Annotated in this window: 17 protein-coding genes; 15 read left to right on the top strand and 2 right to left on the bottom strand. The window is 43.8% G+C overall.

The features are described 5' to 3' along the window. Positions 1 to 240: 240 nt before the first annotated feature. Positions 241 to 774 (top strand): VanZ family protein, encoded by a 534-nt coding sequence (locus AC27IJ_RS06670; protein ID WP_442913801.1) that lies wholly within the window; start codon positions 241 to 243, stop codon positions 772 to 774. A gap of 80 nt (positions 775 to 854) precedes the next feature. After that, a complete protein-coding gene (locus AC27IJ_RS06665; protein WP_312447970.1) occupies positions 855 to 1,151 on the top strand; it encodes a hypothetical protein in 297 nt (98 codons plus the stop codon). Positions 1,152 to 1,216: 65 nt separating this feature from the next. On the opposite strand, the gene AC27IJ_RS06660 is transcribed toward AC27IJ_RS06665, so the two are convergent. Further along, positions 1,217 to 1,909, bottom strand: a complete 693-nt coding sequence (locus tag AC27IJ_RS06660) for a hypothetical protein (RefSeq protein ID WP_313257889.1) — start codon at positions 1,907 to 1,909, stop codon at positions 1,217 to 1,219. Between the two features lie 298 nt (positions 1,910 to 2,207). Here AC27IJ_RS06660 and AC27IJ_RS06655 point away from each other — a divergent pair, with 298 nt between their 5' ends. The 13 genes from AC27IJ_RS06655 to AC27IJ_RS06595 all read left to right on the top strand — a co-directional run bounded on the left by AC27IJ_RS06655 (position 2,208) and on the right by AC27IJ_RS06595 (position 14,969). Further along, positions 2,208 to 2,822 (top strand): helix-turn-helix domain-containing protein, encoded by a 615-nt coding sequence (locus AC27IJ_RS06655; RefSeq protein ID WP_312447976.1) that lies wholly within the window; start codon positions 2,208 to 2,210, stop codon positions 2,820 to 2,822. 184 nt (positions 2,823 to 3,006) lie between these two features. Next, on the top strand, positions 3,007 to 3,840 hold the full coding sequence (locus AC27IJ_RS06650) for an undecaprenyl-diphosphate phosphatase (protein ID WP_313257890.1): 834 nt from the start codon (positions 3,007 to 3,009) through the stop codon (positions 3,838 to 3,840). 180 nt (positions 3,841 to 4,020) lie between these two features. Beyond that, positions 4,021 to 4,278 (top strand): hypothetical protein, encoded by a 258-nt coding sequence (locus AC27IJ_RS06645; RefSeq protein WP_312447979.1) that lies wholly within the window; start codon positions 4,021 to 4,023, stop codon positions 4,276 to 4,278. A 113-nt stretch (positions 4,279 to 4,391) separates the two neighbouring features. Then, positions 4,392 to 5,021: a hypothetical protein gene (locus tag AC27IJ_RS06640; RefSeq protein ID WP_312447982.1), complete on the top strand. Its 630-nt coding sequence runs from the start codon at positions 4,392 to 4,394 to the stop codon at positions 5,019 to 5,021. A gap of 229 nt (positions 5,022 to 5,250) precedes the next feature. Then, entirely contained in the window at positions 5,251 to 5,754 is a 504-nt protein-coding gene (locus AC27IJ_RS06635; protein ID WP_312447985.1) for a MarR family winged helix-turn-helix transcriptional regulator, read from the top strand. Positions 5,755 to 5,758: 4 nt separating this feature from the next. Beyond that, positions 5,759 to 7,498 carry an ABC transporter ATP-binding protein gene (locus tag AC27IJ_RS06630; RefSeq protein ID WP_487148115.1) on the top strand — a complete coding sequence of 580 codons (1,740 nt, stop codon included), beginning with the start codon at positions 5,759 to 5,761 and terminating at the stop codon, positions 7,496 to 7,498. Then, the gene (locus AC27IJ_RS06625; RefSeq protein WP_312501135.1) at positions 7,498 to 9,369 is read left to right on the top strand and encodes an ABC transporter ATP-binding protein; all 1,872 of its coding nucleotides are present in this window, start codon (positions 7,498 to 7,500) and stop codon (positions 9,367 to 9,369) included. The genes AC27IJ_RS06630 and AC27IJ_RS06625 overlap by 1 nt, the downstream gene beginning before the upstream one ends. 510 nt (positions 9,370 to 9,879) lie before the next feature. Beyond that, complete coding sequence (gene rsxC / locus AC27IJ_RS06620) at positions 9,880 to 11,202, top strand: electron transport complex subunit RsxC (protein WP_487148113.1); 1,323 nt, start codon at positions 9,880 to 9,882, stop codon at positions 11,200 to 11,202. A gap of 11 nt (positions 11,203 to 11,213) precedes the next feature. Continuing rightward, complete coding sequence (locus tag AC27IJ_RS06615; protein WP_312447995.1) at positions 11,214 to 12,137, top strand: RnfABCDGE type electron transport complex subunit D; 924 nt, start codon at positions 11,214 to 11,216, stop codon at positions 12,135 to 12,137. 1 nt (position 12,138) lies between these two features. Next, positions 12,139 to 12,753, top strand: a complete 615-nt coding sequence (locus tag AC27IJ_RS06610; RefSeq protein ID WP_312447997.1) for an RnfABCDGE type electron transport complex subunit G — start codon at positions 12,139 to 12,141, stop codon at positions 12,751 to 12,753. A gap of 11 nt (positions 12,754 to 12,764) precedes the next feature. Continuing rightward, positions 12,765 to 13,574 (top strand): electron transport complex subunit RsxE, encoded by an 810-nt coding sequence (gene rsxE, locus AC27IJ_RS06605; protein WP_312447999.1) that lies wholly within the window; start codon positions 12,765 to 12,767, stop codon positions 13,572 to 13,574. Positions 13,575 to 13,586: 12 nt separating this feature from the next. Beyond that, on the top strand, positions 13,587 to 14,165 hold the full coding sequence (gene rsxA, locus AC27IJ_RS06600) for an electron transport complex subunit RsxA (protein ID WP_312501132.1): 579 nt from the start codon (positions 13,587 to 13,589) through the stop codon (positions 14,163 to 14,165). A gap of 15 nt (positions 14,166 to 14,180) precedes the next feature. Beyond that, positions 14,181 to 14,969 (top strand): RnfABCDGE type electron transport complex subunit B, encoded by a 789-nt coding sequence (locus AC27IJ_RS06595; protein WP_312501131.1) that lies wholly within the window; start codon positions 14,181 to 14,183, stop codon positions 14,967 to 14,969. 119 nt (positions 14,970 to 15,088) lie between these two features. Here AC27IJ_RS06595 and uxaC read toward each other — a convergent pair whose 3' ends face one another. After that, the gene (gene uxaC, locus AC27IJ_RS06590; protein ID WP_312501130.1) at positions 15,089 to 16,492 is read right to left on the bottom strand and encodes a glucuronate isomerase; all 1,404 of its coding nucleotides are present in this window, start codon (positions 16,490 to 16,492) and stop codon (positions 15,089 to 15,091) included. Positions 16,493 to 16,506 lie beyond the last annotated feature (14 nt).

The following is a 16,506-nucleotide window of genomic DNA, read 5'->3' as shown; positions in this document are numbered from 1 at the left end:
ATCCAACAAAATTGAATCTAAAAACAACCAACTAACAATATTAAGCTGGTAGTTTTTTATGTCATGAAAACTGATTATTTATAGATGAAAGCACTATTTAAAGGAGAATAACGATTTGTCTGGATTAATGATTGCAGGACTACTTGGTAAAGTAATGCATTCTATTTATAAAGATGCAGAATATGAAGCTATGGTACAAACCGCTGGACATTGGCTAAATTTGTAGATGCGAGGTAATATATGATAAAAAAGGTATCTAACATAGCTTTTTATGTAATAGCAATTTTCTATGTCTTCTTAATGCTTGATCTATTTTTTAGGATCAACGTTATTTCTAGCAGCAGTGAAATATTGCGTAGTTACAATTTGATACCATTCAAGACAATCTGGGATTACACAAGCGGGAATATTTATGTATCGAAATCTTTGGTCAGACATAATATCCTTGGGAATATAGTTGTATTCATTCCGTATGGCCTGTATCTACAGGTATTGCTAAAAAATAAAGTTTTTGGTAAAAGTCTATTGATCGTATTTACTACATCTATTTCGATAGAGATTATTCAGTTTGTTTTTGGATTAGGTGCTGCTGACATAGACGATGTTATATTAAATGTCTGTGGTGGTATTACCGGCATCATTGGGTATAAGGTACTGCTGAAGTTATTTCGTGAAGTAAGCAAAACAAAGACAGCTATAACCGTAATCTCCCTCGTCATTGGTATACCGATTATGTTTATATACTTTATGGTCTGTATCCATAGGTATTTCTGATATTGGAAGTAATATGCTTCCCCTATAGCTCAGAAGCAAAAAATTATAACAGCAAGATCTAACTTTTAGGAGGTATAGATATGGAGATCCGCCCTCAGACAGTTATTAAAATGACAGTAGTAAAAAAGAATAATTATTGCCCTATCTTTGAAGAAGGTGATGAAATAATAATTAAGAAGCACTGCTTTGACATAAGTTTCAATAAATTGGAAAAGTACTGTTATGCTACCCTGACGGATATATATCCCAAATGTAACAATTTGAGAAAACAGCCGATAGGATCAAAGGATACCTTTACCTGCCGCGACAATGGAATTATTGAGATTGAATTAGAAAGACTGGAAGATGAGCTGTATGATTTTGAAAGAAAGGATTAATCGCATATACTACGTTTCCAAATAGAAAACCCGCCATTTTAGGCGGGCATTTTTATAACCTTTGATTAACGTAGTTCTTTTAATGTACTTAATATTTCCTGTACTTTTCCCTGGGTCTCAGGTATGTACAAGGCACAAACAACAAATGTTTTATAGCCTCTGGTGCAATTGTAAAAATCAAGGTTGATATCATCATTGTAAAGATATCGAGTTTTAGTAACCGCAAATTCACCCAGTTGAGTATCAGATTTGTCTATGTAAGATAACTTTCCTTTTATGCCACTAACAAAGCCCGCTTCAAAAACGGTTGCACATATTGCAGGATCAAGATATTCAGGTATTATTTGGTTGTAAAATGAGATTATTATGTTTTGCGAGGATATATCAAAAGTTTCTGAATTACCGTCAAAAGCGGTTGTGTCTAAATCGGATGGAATCTGGAGAGAATATCCAATCGCTGTATTGTTGTAGGTATTGTTAATGATCGAAGAGGAAGAATTTGGAACGATCCATTTCCCGGTTGCATCAAAATTATAAACTACACCATCGATATTTTGTGTGGTATTTGTGAGCATCACGCCGTTTGCATCGAAATAGTACCAGCTTCCTTGATCTTCTATCCACTGGCTGCATACCAATATTCCGTTCTGGTCGTAATTCCACTGTCCGTTTTCCTGTTGTACCCAGCCAGCAAAGGATTGAATGGAGAAGAGGAAAGAAATGCAGGCAGTTACCAAGAGAATTTTTATTTTTTTCATACAAAGCCCCCCTATTATTAGTCTTTAGTAATTATTATATATTGGAAGTAAGGAGAATGCAATAAAAAACGGACTATGATGGCAGTAGAGTTGGAAACACAGTTATGTAAATTCAGATTTTTTGCGAAATATTAATAATTGTAAATATTTATTAGCTTGATACAATTCGGTTAAACGAATACAATAGATATATCCCTGAAAGGATGCAATGAATATATGACTGTTCGGGAATCTGCCGGGAAATGCGAAAAAACTGTTGACGGACGAATAAAAGTAAAAAAGCAGCAGGAGGATTACCGTGGAATTTAATGAGAAACTGCAACAACTTAGAAAACAGAACAATTTAACACAGGAACAACTTGCAGAACAACTATATGTATCAAGGACGGCTGTCTCAAAATGGGAAAGCGGTAAAGGCTATCCCAATATTGAATCTCTCAAATGTTTATCCAAAGTTTTCTCTGTCTCTATTGATGAATTATTATCAGGTAATGAGCTTATTACCCTTGCAGAGTCCGAAAACCGTTCTAATATAAATAAAATTAATAATTTGATGTACGGAATATTAGATTTAATGGCGATTGCATTTATATTCCTGCCGTTTTATGGTCAGCAAGAGGGTGATTTTATTCGCTCTGTAACATTGCTTGCTTACTCTGATACTCCTAAAATAATCCGTACGTCATATTTCGTGATATTAATTCTAATGGGGATGTTGGGAGCCGTGGAGCTAGCCATACAATTTATAGCAAGCGAAAAGGGATTAAGGGCCAGCAAGACCTGCTCCATAATTTTACAAACTCTGGCAATACTGATTTTTATTATGACCCGTCAGCCCTATTTAACTGCATTTTTATTTATGCTGTTGATGATAAAGGTTGCACTTTTAATAAAAGGCAATCCAAAGTGGTAAAAAGCCCATAAACCCTTGAAAACAGGCATCTGACACGAAAGGTGTCAGAGCTTTTTTTCGCTGTGACAATAGGTTTCTTGTTTCTTTCCTCATCTGGATTGATAATGAAAAAACCATCCAGCACAAAATCGCATTTCACGAAAAAGACAGCATTTCACTACTTCAAAAGGGAGGATTTAAAATAATGGAATCAGATTTTATGGAAATTCTTAAAGCAATTTTTCTTGGCATTGTAGAGGGAATTACGGAATGGCTGCCTATAAGCAGCACAGGACATATGTTAATAGTCGATGAATTTTTACAATTAAACGCAAGTGAAGCTTTTAAAGAAATGTTCTTTGTCGTCATTCAGCTTGGAGCGATTTTGGCGGTTGTAATTTTGTTTTGGGATAAGATGTTTCCCTTTCAATTCCATGACAGGAACAAAACGGTTATAAAGAAGGAAACTTTTTCTGTATGGTTTAAAGTAGTTATCGCTTGTATACCGGGGGCGGTCGTAACAATCCTGTTTGATGATTATATTGAAAAATATTTTCATACTCCTGCTGTGATTGCAGCAGCTTTAATTATTTATGGCATAGCATTCATATTGGTGGAACGTTGGAACAAAAACCGTACTCCCAATACCAATGGGCTATCAGACATTACCTATCAAACGGCCCTAATGATTGGTTTGTTTCAAGTGCTTTCCATTATTCCCGGCACTTCGCGTTCAGGGGCTACCATAATCGGTGCGCTTCTCATAGGGGTAACCCGTGTGGCGGCTGCCGAGTTTACTTTTTTTCTTGCAGTTCCCGTTATGTTTGGATTAAGTGCAATTAAAATACTGAAATTCGGTTTTGCTTTTACAAGCGCAGAGTTACTAATACTGGGAATAGGAACGACAGTTGCATTTGCTGTATCTATCTTTGTGATTAAGTTCTTAATGAGCTTTATTAAGAAACATGATTTTACGGTATTTGGATGGTATCGGATTGTACTTGGCTCCATCTTATTATTGTACTTCAAGTTTAAATAGGAATAGTTAAGCCCCCAGCCCCATATAGATCTTGGTTTTATAGTGTTTTATCCATAGAAAAGAACAAGCTGCATCCGACTGGCTGACTGTACAAAACAGCCCTTTTCACACCTTGTCTAAGCGTCCCATATAATATAGTACAATCAATAAAAAAAGGGGTGTAAAATATGTGCTGCTTTTTTGGAGGCTGCAGATTTAACAACTGTAGGTGTAATTGTTGCAGATGCAACAGATTCGATTGCCGCGAACGCGAATGTGAACGCGAACGTGAGCGTGAAGACTGTGAAGAGGAAAGAAGAAGAGCGTTCTGTGCTGGTTTCAGAGCTGGGTGTAATGATCCCCGCTGCCATTGCTGCCGGCGTCGGGATGAAGAAGAGCGTTGCGACTAGAAATAGGAAAGCGGAGGTCTGTATAGAATACAGGCCTCCGCTTTTATAAATATCCGGCCGCAGGATTTCCTTGACCCGCCAGGCAATAATATAGACACAATTCCAGGGGATGGTGCATATACTGAAAGATATGATAAAAAATATCAAAGGAAATTCAGAACAATGCGCGGGGAGAAGATGTGGCGGAACCGCCTTCCGTATGAAAAGCGGTATGATTATAGGGCTATCAGGCCTCATATAAAAGGAATGTACTGTTACTACAGGGCAGCGGAATGTGAACCTAAAATTACAAAGCAGGTCAGGGCAATGGCAAGGCGGACAGGAATGGATATGGCAGGTGTGGAAAACCGCATAAAATCCAGGGATTCCTATTTGGAAAAGATTCAAAGAAAATATGGCCGGGATTTCCGTGTGTACGATGTAAAGGACATATTGAGATATACCTATACGGCTCCCGCGGAAGAGCTTGCGGAGAAAGCATTAACCGCTATGGAGCTTTATTGGGAATCAGGGTATCATACGATTGAAATTAAAAATTACTGGCTTGACAGGCAGAGTCCTTATAAGGGAATCAACACCACCTTGCGCTCACCTGGCGGCCAGATTTTTGAATTACAGTATCATACACCGGAAAGCTTTTCATTAAAGAATGGAAAAATGCATGAATTATATGAAAGGCAAAGGCCGATCAGGGATTTGAGCAGCAAGGAGTACCAAGAACTGGGGAACCAGATGCTTAAGTTGTCCAATTCCATGGAGATTCCCAAAGGAATAGAGCGGGTGAAGCGTTAGAAGTGAGATCCGTTTTCTGTAACCATAAAAAATTTAGAACCTTATGGGCAGGTAGTCGTAAAAGTTTTTGGGACATGGGAATGGAAGCTTAAAAATGGGTAATGATAGTAAGAAAATTCACAAAATTTTCAAAATTTACCGGGTTGCAAATCGGGGCGTAAGGTGATATACTCCTATATAGTTAATTAGCTAATTATTAGGAGGCTAACAGAAAGGGGATTGTTTGCAAATGAAACCAATGTGTCCGTTCCGGGATAAGGGATTGAAGGGAGACTTCTCACCAACCCATGGTGTGATGGTGAGATATATGAGGATCATGAAGCTGCACCGTTATATCCTTGATGAGCGTCTGAGACAGACGGGGGTGTACCGCAGCCAGCATCAGATTCTCATGATGCTTTCCGACCACTCCAATGCATCCCAGAAGGAGATAGCAGAACGCCTTTATGTGTCCACTGCCACCATAGCAGTATCGGTAAAGAAGCTGGAAAAAGGGGGATACATAACCCGGGCCGTGGATCAGGAAGATAACCGGATGAATAAGCTTTGCCTGACGGAAAAAGGAAAGCATATGGTGGAGCATAGCCGGGAATATTTTCATAACGTAGAAGAACGGATGTTTCGTGATTTTTCTAAGGAAGAATTGGCTGCCATGGGGCAATACATGGACCGCATTTATGATAATTTATCCCAGATTCCTATAGAAAAGGACATGACAGAAAGAGAGGACTAATAACTTGAAACGATATTGGAAATATATCAGGCCGTATCTGGGAGCCTTTATACTGGCGCCCCTCTTAATGCTGACGGAAGTATTTGGTGAGATCATGCTTCCAAGGCTGACGTCCATGATCATCAACAACGGGGTCGCCACAAGAGATGTAGGATACATTTTAAATATGGGATGGAGAATGATCGCCATTGCCGTTATTATGGCATCGGGAGGAATCGGAGCCTCCTATTTTTCGTCTAAGGCCTCCATTTGTTTTAGCACGGATTTGAGAAAGGATGTATTTCATAAAGTCCAGCAGTTTTCCTTTAGAAATATTGATGATTTCAGCACAGGATCTCTGGTTACCAGGATGACCAACGATATCCAGCAGATTCAAAATGTGGTAATGCTGAGCCTGCGCCTGATGTTCCGGGCTCCTGGCATGCTGATCGGGGGTCTTATTATGGCCTATCTCATGAACCGGCAGCTTATGGTAATACTTTTAGTGGTGATTCCAGTACTGATCCTTGCCATCTTCATTATTTTAAAGGCGGCTTTTCCGCGTTTTGAGGTAATGCAGAAGAAGATCGACCGCTTAAACTCCGGTGTACAGGAGGCATTGACCAATGTGCGCGTCATTAAATCCTTTGTCAGGGAAGATTTTGAAGAAAAGAAATTTCAGGCTACAAACCGGGATTTAAAGGAAGGCAGCCTTGACGCCATGAAGATTGTCGTAACCAGCATGCCTGTGATGATGCTTGCCATGAATGTCACGACCCTTGCAGTGGTGTGGTATGGAGGAAATCTCATTATCGCAGGAAAGATGCCTGTAGGTGATCTGACGGCCTTTACCACCTACATTGTCCAGATCCTCATGTCCCTGATGCTGTTATCCATGGTATTTTTGCAGGCTTCCCGGGCCATGGCTTCCTTAAGGCGTGTCAAAGAGGTCCTGGATACCGAGATCGATTTGACCGATGAAGGCGCGGCAGAAAAATCCGCCCAGGTAACAAGGGGTAAGGTAGAATTTCGGAATGTATCCTTCCAGTATATAAAGGGAATGGATGAAATGGTCTTAAAACACATTAATTTTGCGGCGGAGCCTGGAGATACCATTGGAATCATCGGTTCCACGGGTAGCGGAAAAACCTCTCTCGTGCAGATGATCCCCCGTCTTTACGATGCGGATGAAGGACAAGTTCTGGTGGATGGCATTGACGTAAGGGATTATTCCATCAGAAACCTTCGGGAAGGCGTTGGAATGGTTTTACAAAAGAATGTCCTTTTTTCAGGAACCATTGAAGAAAATCTCCGTTGGGGAGACGAGAATGCTACCATGGAAGAAGTAGTCCTCATGGCAGAAAGCGCCCAGGCCGATGGCTTTGTATCTAACTTTAAGGATGGGTATGATACGGATTTGGGGCAGGGAGGTTCCAATGTATCCGGCGGCCAGAAGCAAAGACTTTGCATTGCCAGGGCTCTTTTAAAGAAACCGAAAATACTGATTCTGGATGACAGCACCTCTGCTGTGGACACTGCAACGGAAGCCCGTATCCGCCAATGCTTCCAGACCACCTTAAAGAACACGACCAAATTCATCATTGCCCAGCGCATCGGGTCCGTGGAAAACGCGGATAAGATCATCGTGCTCGATGACGGACAAATCGTAGGCATGGGATCCCATGAAGAGCTGCTGGAGTCCTGCGAGGCTTATCAGGAGATTTATTATTCCCAGAGAGAACGGGAAAAGGAGGCGGGTGCATAATGGATAAGCAGAAAAAAGTTGAAAGCTTAAAAAGGCGCTATGGCCGCTCTTCCCAGCCGGCCAGGAACCGTGGGTCCATGGGCGGGAGCAGAGGAGGTGGGCAGATAAAGGGCAGCCTCCCGAAGAATGCCAAGGCGACCATTCGGCGTCTCATGTCTTATTTAAATGAATACAAACTTTATATGGGAGCAGCATTTTTCTGCGTCATTGCAGGTACACTTGCGATGTTAGCCGGTTCTTATATGCTGCGTCCCATCATTAATCAGTTTATTGCACCGCCGGCCGGCGGGAAGGGAAGCGTTTTAGGCCTTGCAAAAGGTATTGGGGTCATGGGGATTGTTTATCTCATTAGTGTAATTGCAAACTATGCTCAATCCAGGATCATGCTGACGGTTGCGCAAAATGCCCTGCAAAAGATAAGGGATGATTTATTTACCAAGATTCAGACCCTGCCGGTGCGGTTTTACGATTCCAATAACACTGGTGATCTCATGAGCCGGTTCAGCAATGATGTGGATACCATCGGTCAGATGTTAAGCAACACTCTAGTCCAGCTCTTTACCGGAGCCTTAAGCATTATAGGTACCGTGGTGCTTATGATATATACAAATATCTGGCTGACCTTGGTGACCTTAATCATGATACCTGTTATGATGAAGGTCGGCGGCTTTGTGGCGTCAAGAAGCCAGAAGTTTTTCTCGGCCCAGCAAAGCTCCCTTGGTGCCGTAAACGGATATATTGAAGAAGTCATCAGCGGCCAGAAGGTGGTAAAGGTGTTCTGTCATGAAGATGTGGCAGAAGAGGAATTTGAGATCCTCAATGAGGATTTAAGGAACAACATGATCCATGCACAGTTTTTTGGAGGCGTGATGATGCCGGTTATGGGAAATTTAAGCCAGTTGAATTACATCCTTACCGCATGCATCGGAGGACTTCTCTGTGTACTTAGAGGCTTTGATGTGGGCGGACTGACCGTGTTTTTGACCTTTTCCAGGCAGTTTGGCCGTCCGATCAACGAGATGTCCATGCAGGTGACCAATGTCTTCTCCGCCCTTGCGGGAGCAGAACGGGTATTTGCTATTATGGATGAGGAGCCGGAGCCTGCAGATGACGAAGATGCGGCAGAGCTGGAGCCGATGAATGGATTTGTGGAACTAAAGAATGTGACCTTCGGCTATGACCCCGGCAAAGTGATTTTAAAGGATATAAGCCTATATGCAAAGCCAGGGCAGAAGATTGCTTTTGTGGGTTCTACGGGAGCAGGAAAAACTACGATCACAAACCTTTTGAACCGCTTTTACGATATTCAGGGCGGTGAAATTACCATTGACGGAGTGGATATCCGTCATATCAGGCGGGAAAACTTACGCCGGAATATTGCCATGGTCCTTCAGGATACCCATCTGTTTACAGGAACCGTCATGGAGAACATCCGTTACGGCAGGCTTGATGCAACGGATGAAGAGGTGATCCAGGCAGCAAAAACGGCTTCCGCATATTCCTTTATCATGAGGCTTCCCGCCGGCTTTGACACGGTGCTGGAGGGAGACGGTGCCAACTTAAGCCAGGGGCAGAGACAGCTTTTAAACATTGCCAGAGCAGCTATTTCAAAGGCGCCGGTTCTGATCCTTGATGAAGCGACCAGCTCCGTGGATACCAGAACGGAAAAGCATATTGAACGGGGCATGGACCGCCTTATGGCGGACCGGACCACGTTTGTGATCGCCCACCGCCTGTCTACGGTGCGCAACTCCAATGCCATCATGGTATTGGAAAATGGGGAGATCATTGAACGGGGAGATCACGAAGATCTTCTGAAACAAAAAGGCAGATATTATCAGCTTTATACCGGGGCATTGGAACTGGATTAATCAAAAGACCGGCTGCACACCCATAGGGGGAGCATTGAAGAAAATGGAGTCAGTTATGATTCCATTTTCACAATGCTCCTTTTTTATTTATTAAAATTTCTAATAAATAAAGCAGTTAATGATAATTTTGGTACATATAAATAGGAGAAAAACCTTTAAATATTATAAAAAATTAACAAAAAAATAACGAAGATTAGTGTATAAAATTAAAAACACTGTCAAAAAAAGGCTGATAATCAGGAATTACAAAAAAATAACCGAATAATTGTGTTTTTATGAAAACATTATGGAATCTTATTTCCAGATAATTGTTATTTAATTAACGAGGTAATGGGGGCTGATACCTGGTTACACCACTGATAAACATAAAGAATTGTATATAAAACACAGTATACAATATGTATTTATGCATTGTTTCGGTTTGTAAATTATGTTATACTGTTTCAGGTGGCAAAATGCTGAAATTTTGCCAGGAGAGTACAAGAATTGTAGAGAAAGAGGGTTAGTTAAATGGGTCTGGCTACATTTAAAGGCGGCATTCATCCTTTTGAAGGAAAAGAATTGTCGGAAAATAAACCTGTACAAGTGCTGCAGCCAAAAGGCGAGATGGTGTTTCCCTTGTCCCAGCATATCGGTGCACCGGCGAAACCTTTGGTGGCGGCAGGTGATCAAGTGCTGGTTGGGCAGAAGATCGGGGAGCCGGGAGGCTTTATTTCTGCCTGCGTGATCAGCTCTGTTTCAGGAACGGTAAAAACCATTGAACCAAGACTGGTCGCTAATGGCTCTATGGTCCAGTCAATTATCATTGAAAATGACGGAAAGTATCAGACGGTGGACGGATTCGGCAAAGAGCGTGATCCAAAGACCTTATCAAAAGAAGAGATCAGGAACCTTGTAAAAGAAGCAGGGGTAGTCGGTCTTGGCGGAGCGGGATTTCCAACTCATGTGAAGCTGGCGCCAAAGGATGAATCAAAGCTCGATACGATCATTGTCAACGGAGCGGAGTGCGAGCCGTACTTAACTTCTGATTACCGGATGTTGTTAGAAGAGCCGGAAAGTATCATTAAAGGACTTAATATAATCCTGCAGCTGTTTGATAATGCAAAGGGAGTAATCGCCATTGAGAGCAACAAACCGGAAGCGATCAAGCTGATGACGGAGCTTGTAAAGGATGAGCCCAGGATCACAGTCTGTCCTTTACAGACCAAATATCCTCAGGGCGGCGAGCGTACCCTGATCTATGCCGTGACAGGAAGAAAGATCAATTCCACCATGCTTCCGGCTGACGCAGGCTGCATGGTAGACAATGTGGATACGGTAATTTCTATTTATAATGCGGTTGCAAAGAGCATTCCGCTGATCCGCCGTATCATCACGGTGACCGGAGATGCCGTAGCTAATCCCCAGAACTACAATGTGAGGACCGGGACCAGCTACAGCGAGCTGTTAGAGGCTTCCGGCGGCTTTAAGACGGAACCGGAAAAGGTAATTTCCGGAGGTCCTATGATGGGGCAGGCTTTGTTCGACTTTAATATTCCCGTTACAAAGACTTCCTCCGCCCTTACCTGCATGACAAAAGACGAAGTGGCAGGAAATGCGCCTACCGCCTGCATCCGCTGTGGAAGATGCGTAAAGGTATGTCCGGGCAATATTGTCCCGCAGCTGATCATGGAGGCGGCGGAACGGTCTGACATGGAACGGTTTGTTAAATTAAATGGCATGGAATGCTGCGAATGCGGTTGCTGTGCTTATATCTGTCCGGCCAGAAGACCTCTTACCCAGGCATTTAAAGAGATGCGCAAAGAAGTTGCGGCAAGCAGAAAGAAAGCGTAGGAGGAGGAAGCATGAGTAAATTGTTAAACGTATCATCATCACCTCATGTCAGGGATCAGGTTACAACACAGAATATTATGCTGGATGTTGCTATTGCCATGATTCCCGCGTCTGCGTATGGTGTATATCAGTTTGGGGTAAAAGCAGCGCTGATTCTGCTGATCAGTGTATTATCCTGTATTCTAAGTGAATATGTATTTGAAACCCTTATGGGAAAACCCATTACCGTGAGCGATGGAAGTGCCCTGGTGACCGGAATGATCCTGGGTCTTAACATGCCCCCGGCTATTCCTTTATGGATTCCGTTTTTGGGCGGTGTATTTGCCATCATCGTAGTAAAGCAGCTTTACGGCGGCCTGGGCCAGAACTTCATGAACCCGGCACTGGCGGCAAGATGCTTCCTGCTCATTTCTTTTGCAGGCAAGATGACGGACTTTACATATAGTGACGCAGTTGCAGGTCCAACTCCCCTTGCCGCATTAAAGGCGGGCGATGTAGTTGACATAACATCTATGTTCATCGGTAAAATTTCGGGAACCATTGGTGAGGTGTCTGTAATTGCCCTGCTCGTGGGTGCAGCCTACCTCCTGTTCAGAAAAGTGATTTCCATCCGGATTCCGGCTGTTTATCTGATCACTTTTGCTGTATTCGTATTTATTTTCGGCCAGCATGATCTCATGTATGTACTGACTCATTTATGCGGCGGCGGTCTTATCTTCGGTGCGTTCTTCATGGCTACCGATTATGTGACCAGCCCAATCACTCCAAAGGGACAGATCCTTTTCGGCGTTCTTTTAGGCGTGCTGACCGGATTATTCCGTCTTTTCGGCGCTTCCGCGGAAGGCGTTTCCTATGCCATCATCATCAGCAACATCCTGGTGCCTTTGATTGAGAAGATCTCTCTACCGGTAGCATTTGGAAAGGAGGGAAAGTAAGATGAAAAACGGCGGATTTATGAAGGACGCACTGATTTTATTTGTTATAACCCTGATTTCCGGCTTTTTGTTGGGCGGCGCTTATCAGATTACAAAGGAACCCATTGAAAAGGCAACTGAGGCGGCCAATCTGGCGGCATATAAGAAAGTATTTCCGGAAGCGGCTGACTTTACATCGGATGAAAAGATGAAAGCGGCGGTGGAAGCCTGCAACACAGAACTGCTATCCCAGAATTTTGGAAAAGTTGGTGTTGACAATGCCTTTCGGGCAGTGGATGGAAGCGGGACTGTCTTGGGTTATGTGATCACCGCTCATTCCGATGACAGCTACAGCGGAGTCGTAAAGATTTCGGTAGGCATCAAGGAAGATGGAACGATTAACGGCATTGAATTTCTTGCGATCAGCGATACCCCTGGCCTGGGCTTAAAGGCAAAGGAACCGGCGTTTAAGGGCCAGTATGCTGGTAAGAACGAGGAATCCCTTACCGTTACCAAATCAGGAAATGCCGGTGATGGGGAGATCAATGCCATCAGCGGCGCTACCATTACATCAAGCGCAGTAACCAATGCAGTCAATGCCGCATTGTATTACGTGCATCAAAGTATTGACCGTTAGGAGGTGGGAAGATGAACAACAAATGTATGGAACGTTTATATAACGGTATTGTAAAAGAAAACCCGACTTTCATTCTGATGCTTGGCATGTGCCCGACCCTGGCTGTTACCACGTCGGCGGTGAACGGTGTGGGCATGGGGCTTTCCACGACCGTGGTGCTGCTATTTTCAAATATGCTTATTTCTGCCCTTCGTAACATCATTCCGGACCGGGTGAGGATTCCGGCTTATATTGTTGTCGTTGCGACTCTTGTTACGATTGTGCAGCTCCTTTTAGAGGCTTATGTACCCAGCCTGTACTCTGCACTTGGAATTTATATTCCCCTTATCGTGGTAAACTGTATTATTTTAGGCCGTGCAGAATCCTATGCTTCCAAGAATGGTGTCATGGTATCCACCTTTGACGGAATTGGTATGGGACTTGGCTTTACCATCGCTCTTACCTGCATCGGACTTGTCCGTGAGCTTTTAGGCTCCGGCGCCATATTCGGATACACCATTATCCCGGAAGATTACCATATTTCTATTTTTGTCCTTGCTCCGGGCGCATTCTTTGTGCTGTCAATTTTAACGGCTCTTCAGAATAAGTTTAAAGCGCCTTCCGCGACCAATGGTTCCGCTTCCCAGTCCAAGCTGGCGTGCGGCGGCAACTGTGCTTCCTGTACCGGTTCTTCCTGTATGTCTAACCATGACATTCTTGATACCAGGAAAAAGCAGGAGGAAGAAGCCCTGAAAGCGAAGAAGGCAGAAGCGGCGAAGAAAGCAGAAGCAGCGAAAAAGGAAGCGGAATTAAATACTGCTGCTTCCAGGAAAGAAGAATAGGAGGATGGATAGATGAAAGAATTATTATTAATTGCCATTGGCTCCGCATTGGTCAACAACGTAGTGCTCAGCCAGTTCCTTGGCCTTTGTCCATTCCTTGGAGTTTCCAAAAATGTGAAGACCTCTGCCGGTATGGGCGCAGCCGTTATTTTCGTAATTACCATTGCAGCATTTGCTACCAGCTTAATTTACAAGGGTATCTTAGTTGGTATGCATCTGGAGTTTTTACAGACCATTGTATTTATCCTGGTCATTGCGGCTCTGGTGCAGTTTGTAGAAATGTTTTTAAAGAAGTCCATGCCCGCTCTTTATGAAGCGCTGGGAGTGTATCTTCCTTTGATCACCACCAACTGTGCGGTTCTGGGCGTGGCCCTGACCAACGTGCAGAAGGCATATAACATTCTGGAAAGTGTTGTCAACGGTGTCGGTATTTCCGTAGGCTTTACCATTGCCATTGTTATGCTGGCAGGTGTCCGCGAAAGAATCGAAAACAATGACGTTCCCCATTCTTTTAAGGGATCTCCCATTGTCCTGATTACCTCGGGCCTGATGGCAATCGCATTTTTCGGATTTTCCGGATTAATTAAATAAGGAGGAGACGAAAGAATGGTAACAGGTATTATATTTGCGGCAGCCGTTGTGGGCATCATCGGAATATTGATCGGTGTGTTCCTGGGTATTGCTAGCGAAAAATTTAAAGTAGAAGTTGATGAAAAAGAGATCCTTGTCCGAAACGAGCTTCCAGGTAACAACTGCGGCGGCTGCGGATATGCAGGCTGTGATGCCCTGGCTAAGGCCATTGCACTGGGCCAGGCAGATGTTTCTGCCTGTCCGGTGGGCGGCGCGGCAGTAGCGGAAAGGATCGGAGAGATCATGGGCGTTTCCGCCAGCTCCATGGAAAAGAAGGTTGCTTTTGTAAAATGCAAGGGTACCTGCGATAAGACAAAGGTTAAGTACAATTATTACGGAATTGACGACTGCCGGATGATCTCGGCGGTTCCCGGCTCCGGTGAAAAGGCCTGTATCTATGGATGTATGGGTTACGGCTCCTGTGTAAAAGCCTGTGAATTTGATGCCATCCATGTAGTTGACGGAATAGCGGTGGTGGATAAGGAAAAATGCGTAGCCTGCGGCAAATGTGTCTCTTCCTGCCCCAACAATCTGATTGACCTGGTTCCATACAAGGCTAAGCACCTGGTTCAGTGTAATTCCCATGACAGGGGCAAGGATGTGAAGGCTAAGTGTGAGGTTGGCTGTATTGGCTGTATGCTGTGTACAAAGCAGTGCGAATTTGACGCCATTCACATGGATAACAATGTTGCGGTGATAGACTATGAGAAATGTACGAATTGCGGAAAATGCGCAGCGAAATGTCCAGTTAAGGTGATTCAGTAAAATAAAAAAAGGAGTTCGATCTTTCTTGAAAGGATCGAACTCCTTTTGCTTTTCTTCTCCCTCAGACCTGTTCACTGAAAAACAGTCATCGCAGCTTTCTGCGGCACCAGTCCCTGGGATTATACTTCAAAATTAAAATACTTTATTGCATTGTTAAAGGAAACTCCCTCAATGATTTCTTTTAAGGCATCCTGGTCATCCGGATATTCTCCGTTCTCCACCCAGCCGCCTACCAGTTCACAGAGGATTCTGCGGAAGTATTCGTGTCTGGTATAGGATAAGAAACTTCTGGAATCGGTAAGCATTCCGATGAAGTTACCAAGGCATCCCAAGTTTGCCAGGGAGATCATCTGCTCGGTCATGCCGGTTTTATGATCGTTGAACCACCATGCGGAGCCCTGCTGGATCTTTCCGGGGAATTTGCTCTGGAAGCAGCCCAGGATGGTGCCGATGGAGGCATTGTCATTAGGATTTAAGGAGTAGATGATGGTTTTGGGGATCTCATCGGTTGCGCTTAATGCGTTTAAGAAATCAGCCATCTGCGCGGAAGGGGCGTAGTTGTTGATGCAGTCGAAACCAGTGTCAGGTCCCAGATTTTCAAACGCCATGGCATTGTTGTCACGCTTGCAGCCGTAATGAAGCTGCATCACCCAGCCCATGCGGTTGTATTCCTTTGCTGCGAACAGCATAAAGGCGGTCTTGTATTTTAATTCATCTTCTTTAGAGATTGCTTTGCCTGAAAGTCCGTTTGCAAAGATTGTATCAAGCTCTGCTTCATCAGCAGGAGCATACATGACATATTCAAGCGCATGGTCGGATACGCCGCAGCCCTGGCTGGTGAAGAACTCCATGCGGTTTTTTAAAGCGGTCTTTAAGGAAGCAAAATCCTTAATTTCCACGCCGCTGACAGCAGATAATTTTGCCATATAGGCAGCAAAATCCGGTTTTTCGATGTTCATGGCCTTGTCAGGTCTCCAGGCAGGAAGTACCTTTACTTCAAAGGTTGAATCAGCGGCAATTTTCTGGTGCCACTCCAGGGTATCGGCAGGATCGTCGGTGGTACAGATCAGCTTGACACCTGACTGTCTGATTAAGTTGCGGACACTCATGGAATCTTCCTGAAGCTTTTGACTGCACAGATTCCATACTTCTTCTGCTGTATTGCCGTTTAAATGACCGGTATAGCCAAAATATCTCTGAAGCTCTAAGTGACTCCAGTGGTAGAGAGGATTACCGATCAGCCTTGGCAGGATTTCTGCCCATTTCTGGAACTTCTCACGGTCGGAAGCATCCCCTGTAATATATCTTTCATCCACGCCGCAGGAGCGCATCTGACGCCATTTGTAATGATCACCGCCCAGCCATACCTGGGTAATGGTATCAAACTTGCGGTCTTCATAGATTTCCTGGGGGTTGATATGGCAGTGATAGTCTACGATAGGCATGTTCTCTGCATAGGTGTGATAAAGCTTTTTTGCTGAATCGGTAGACAGTAAAAAGTCCTTGTCCATAAACTGTTTCATGATAGAGAGTCCTC

The organism is Lacrimispora sp. YZC11 (assembly GCF_057543815.1).
Note: the sequence above shows the minus strand (reverse complement) of the source record. Positions and strands in the feature narration are given on the sequence as shown.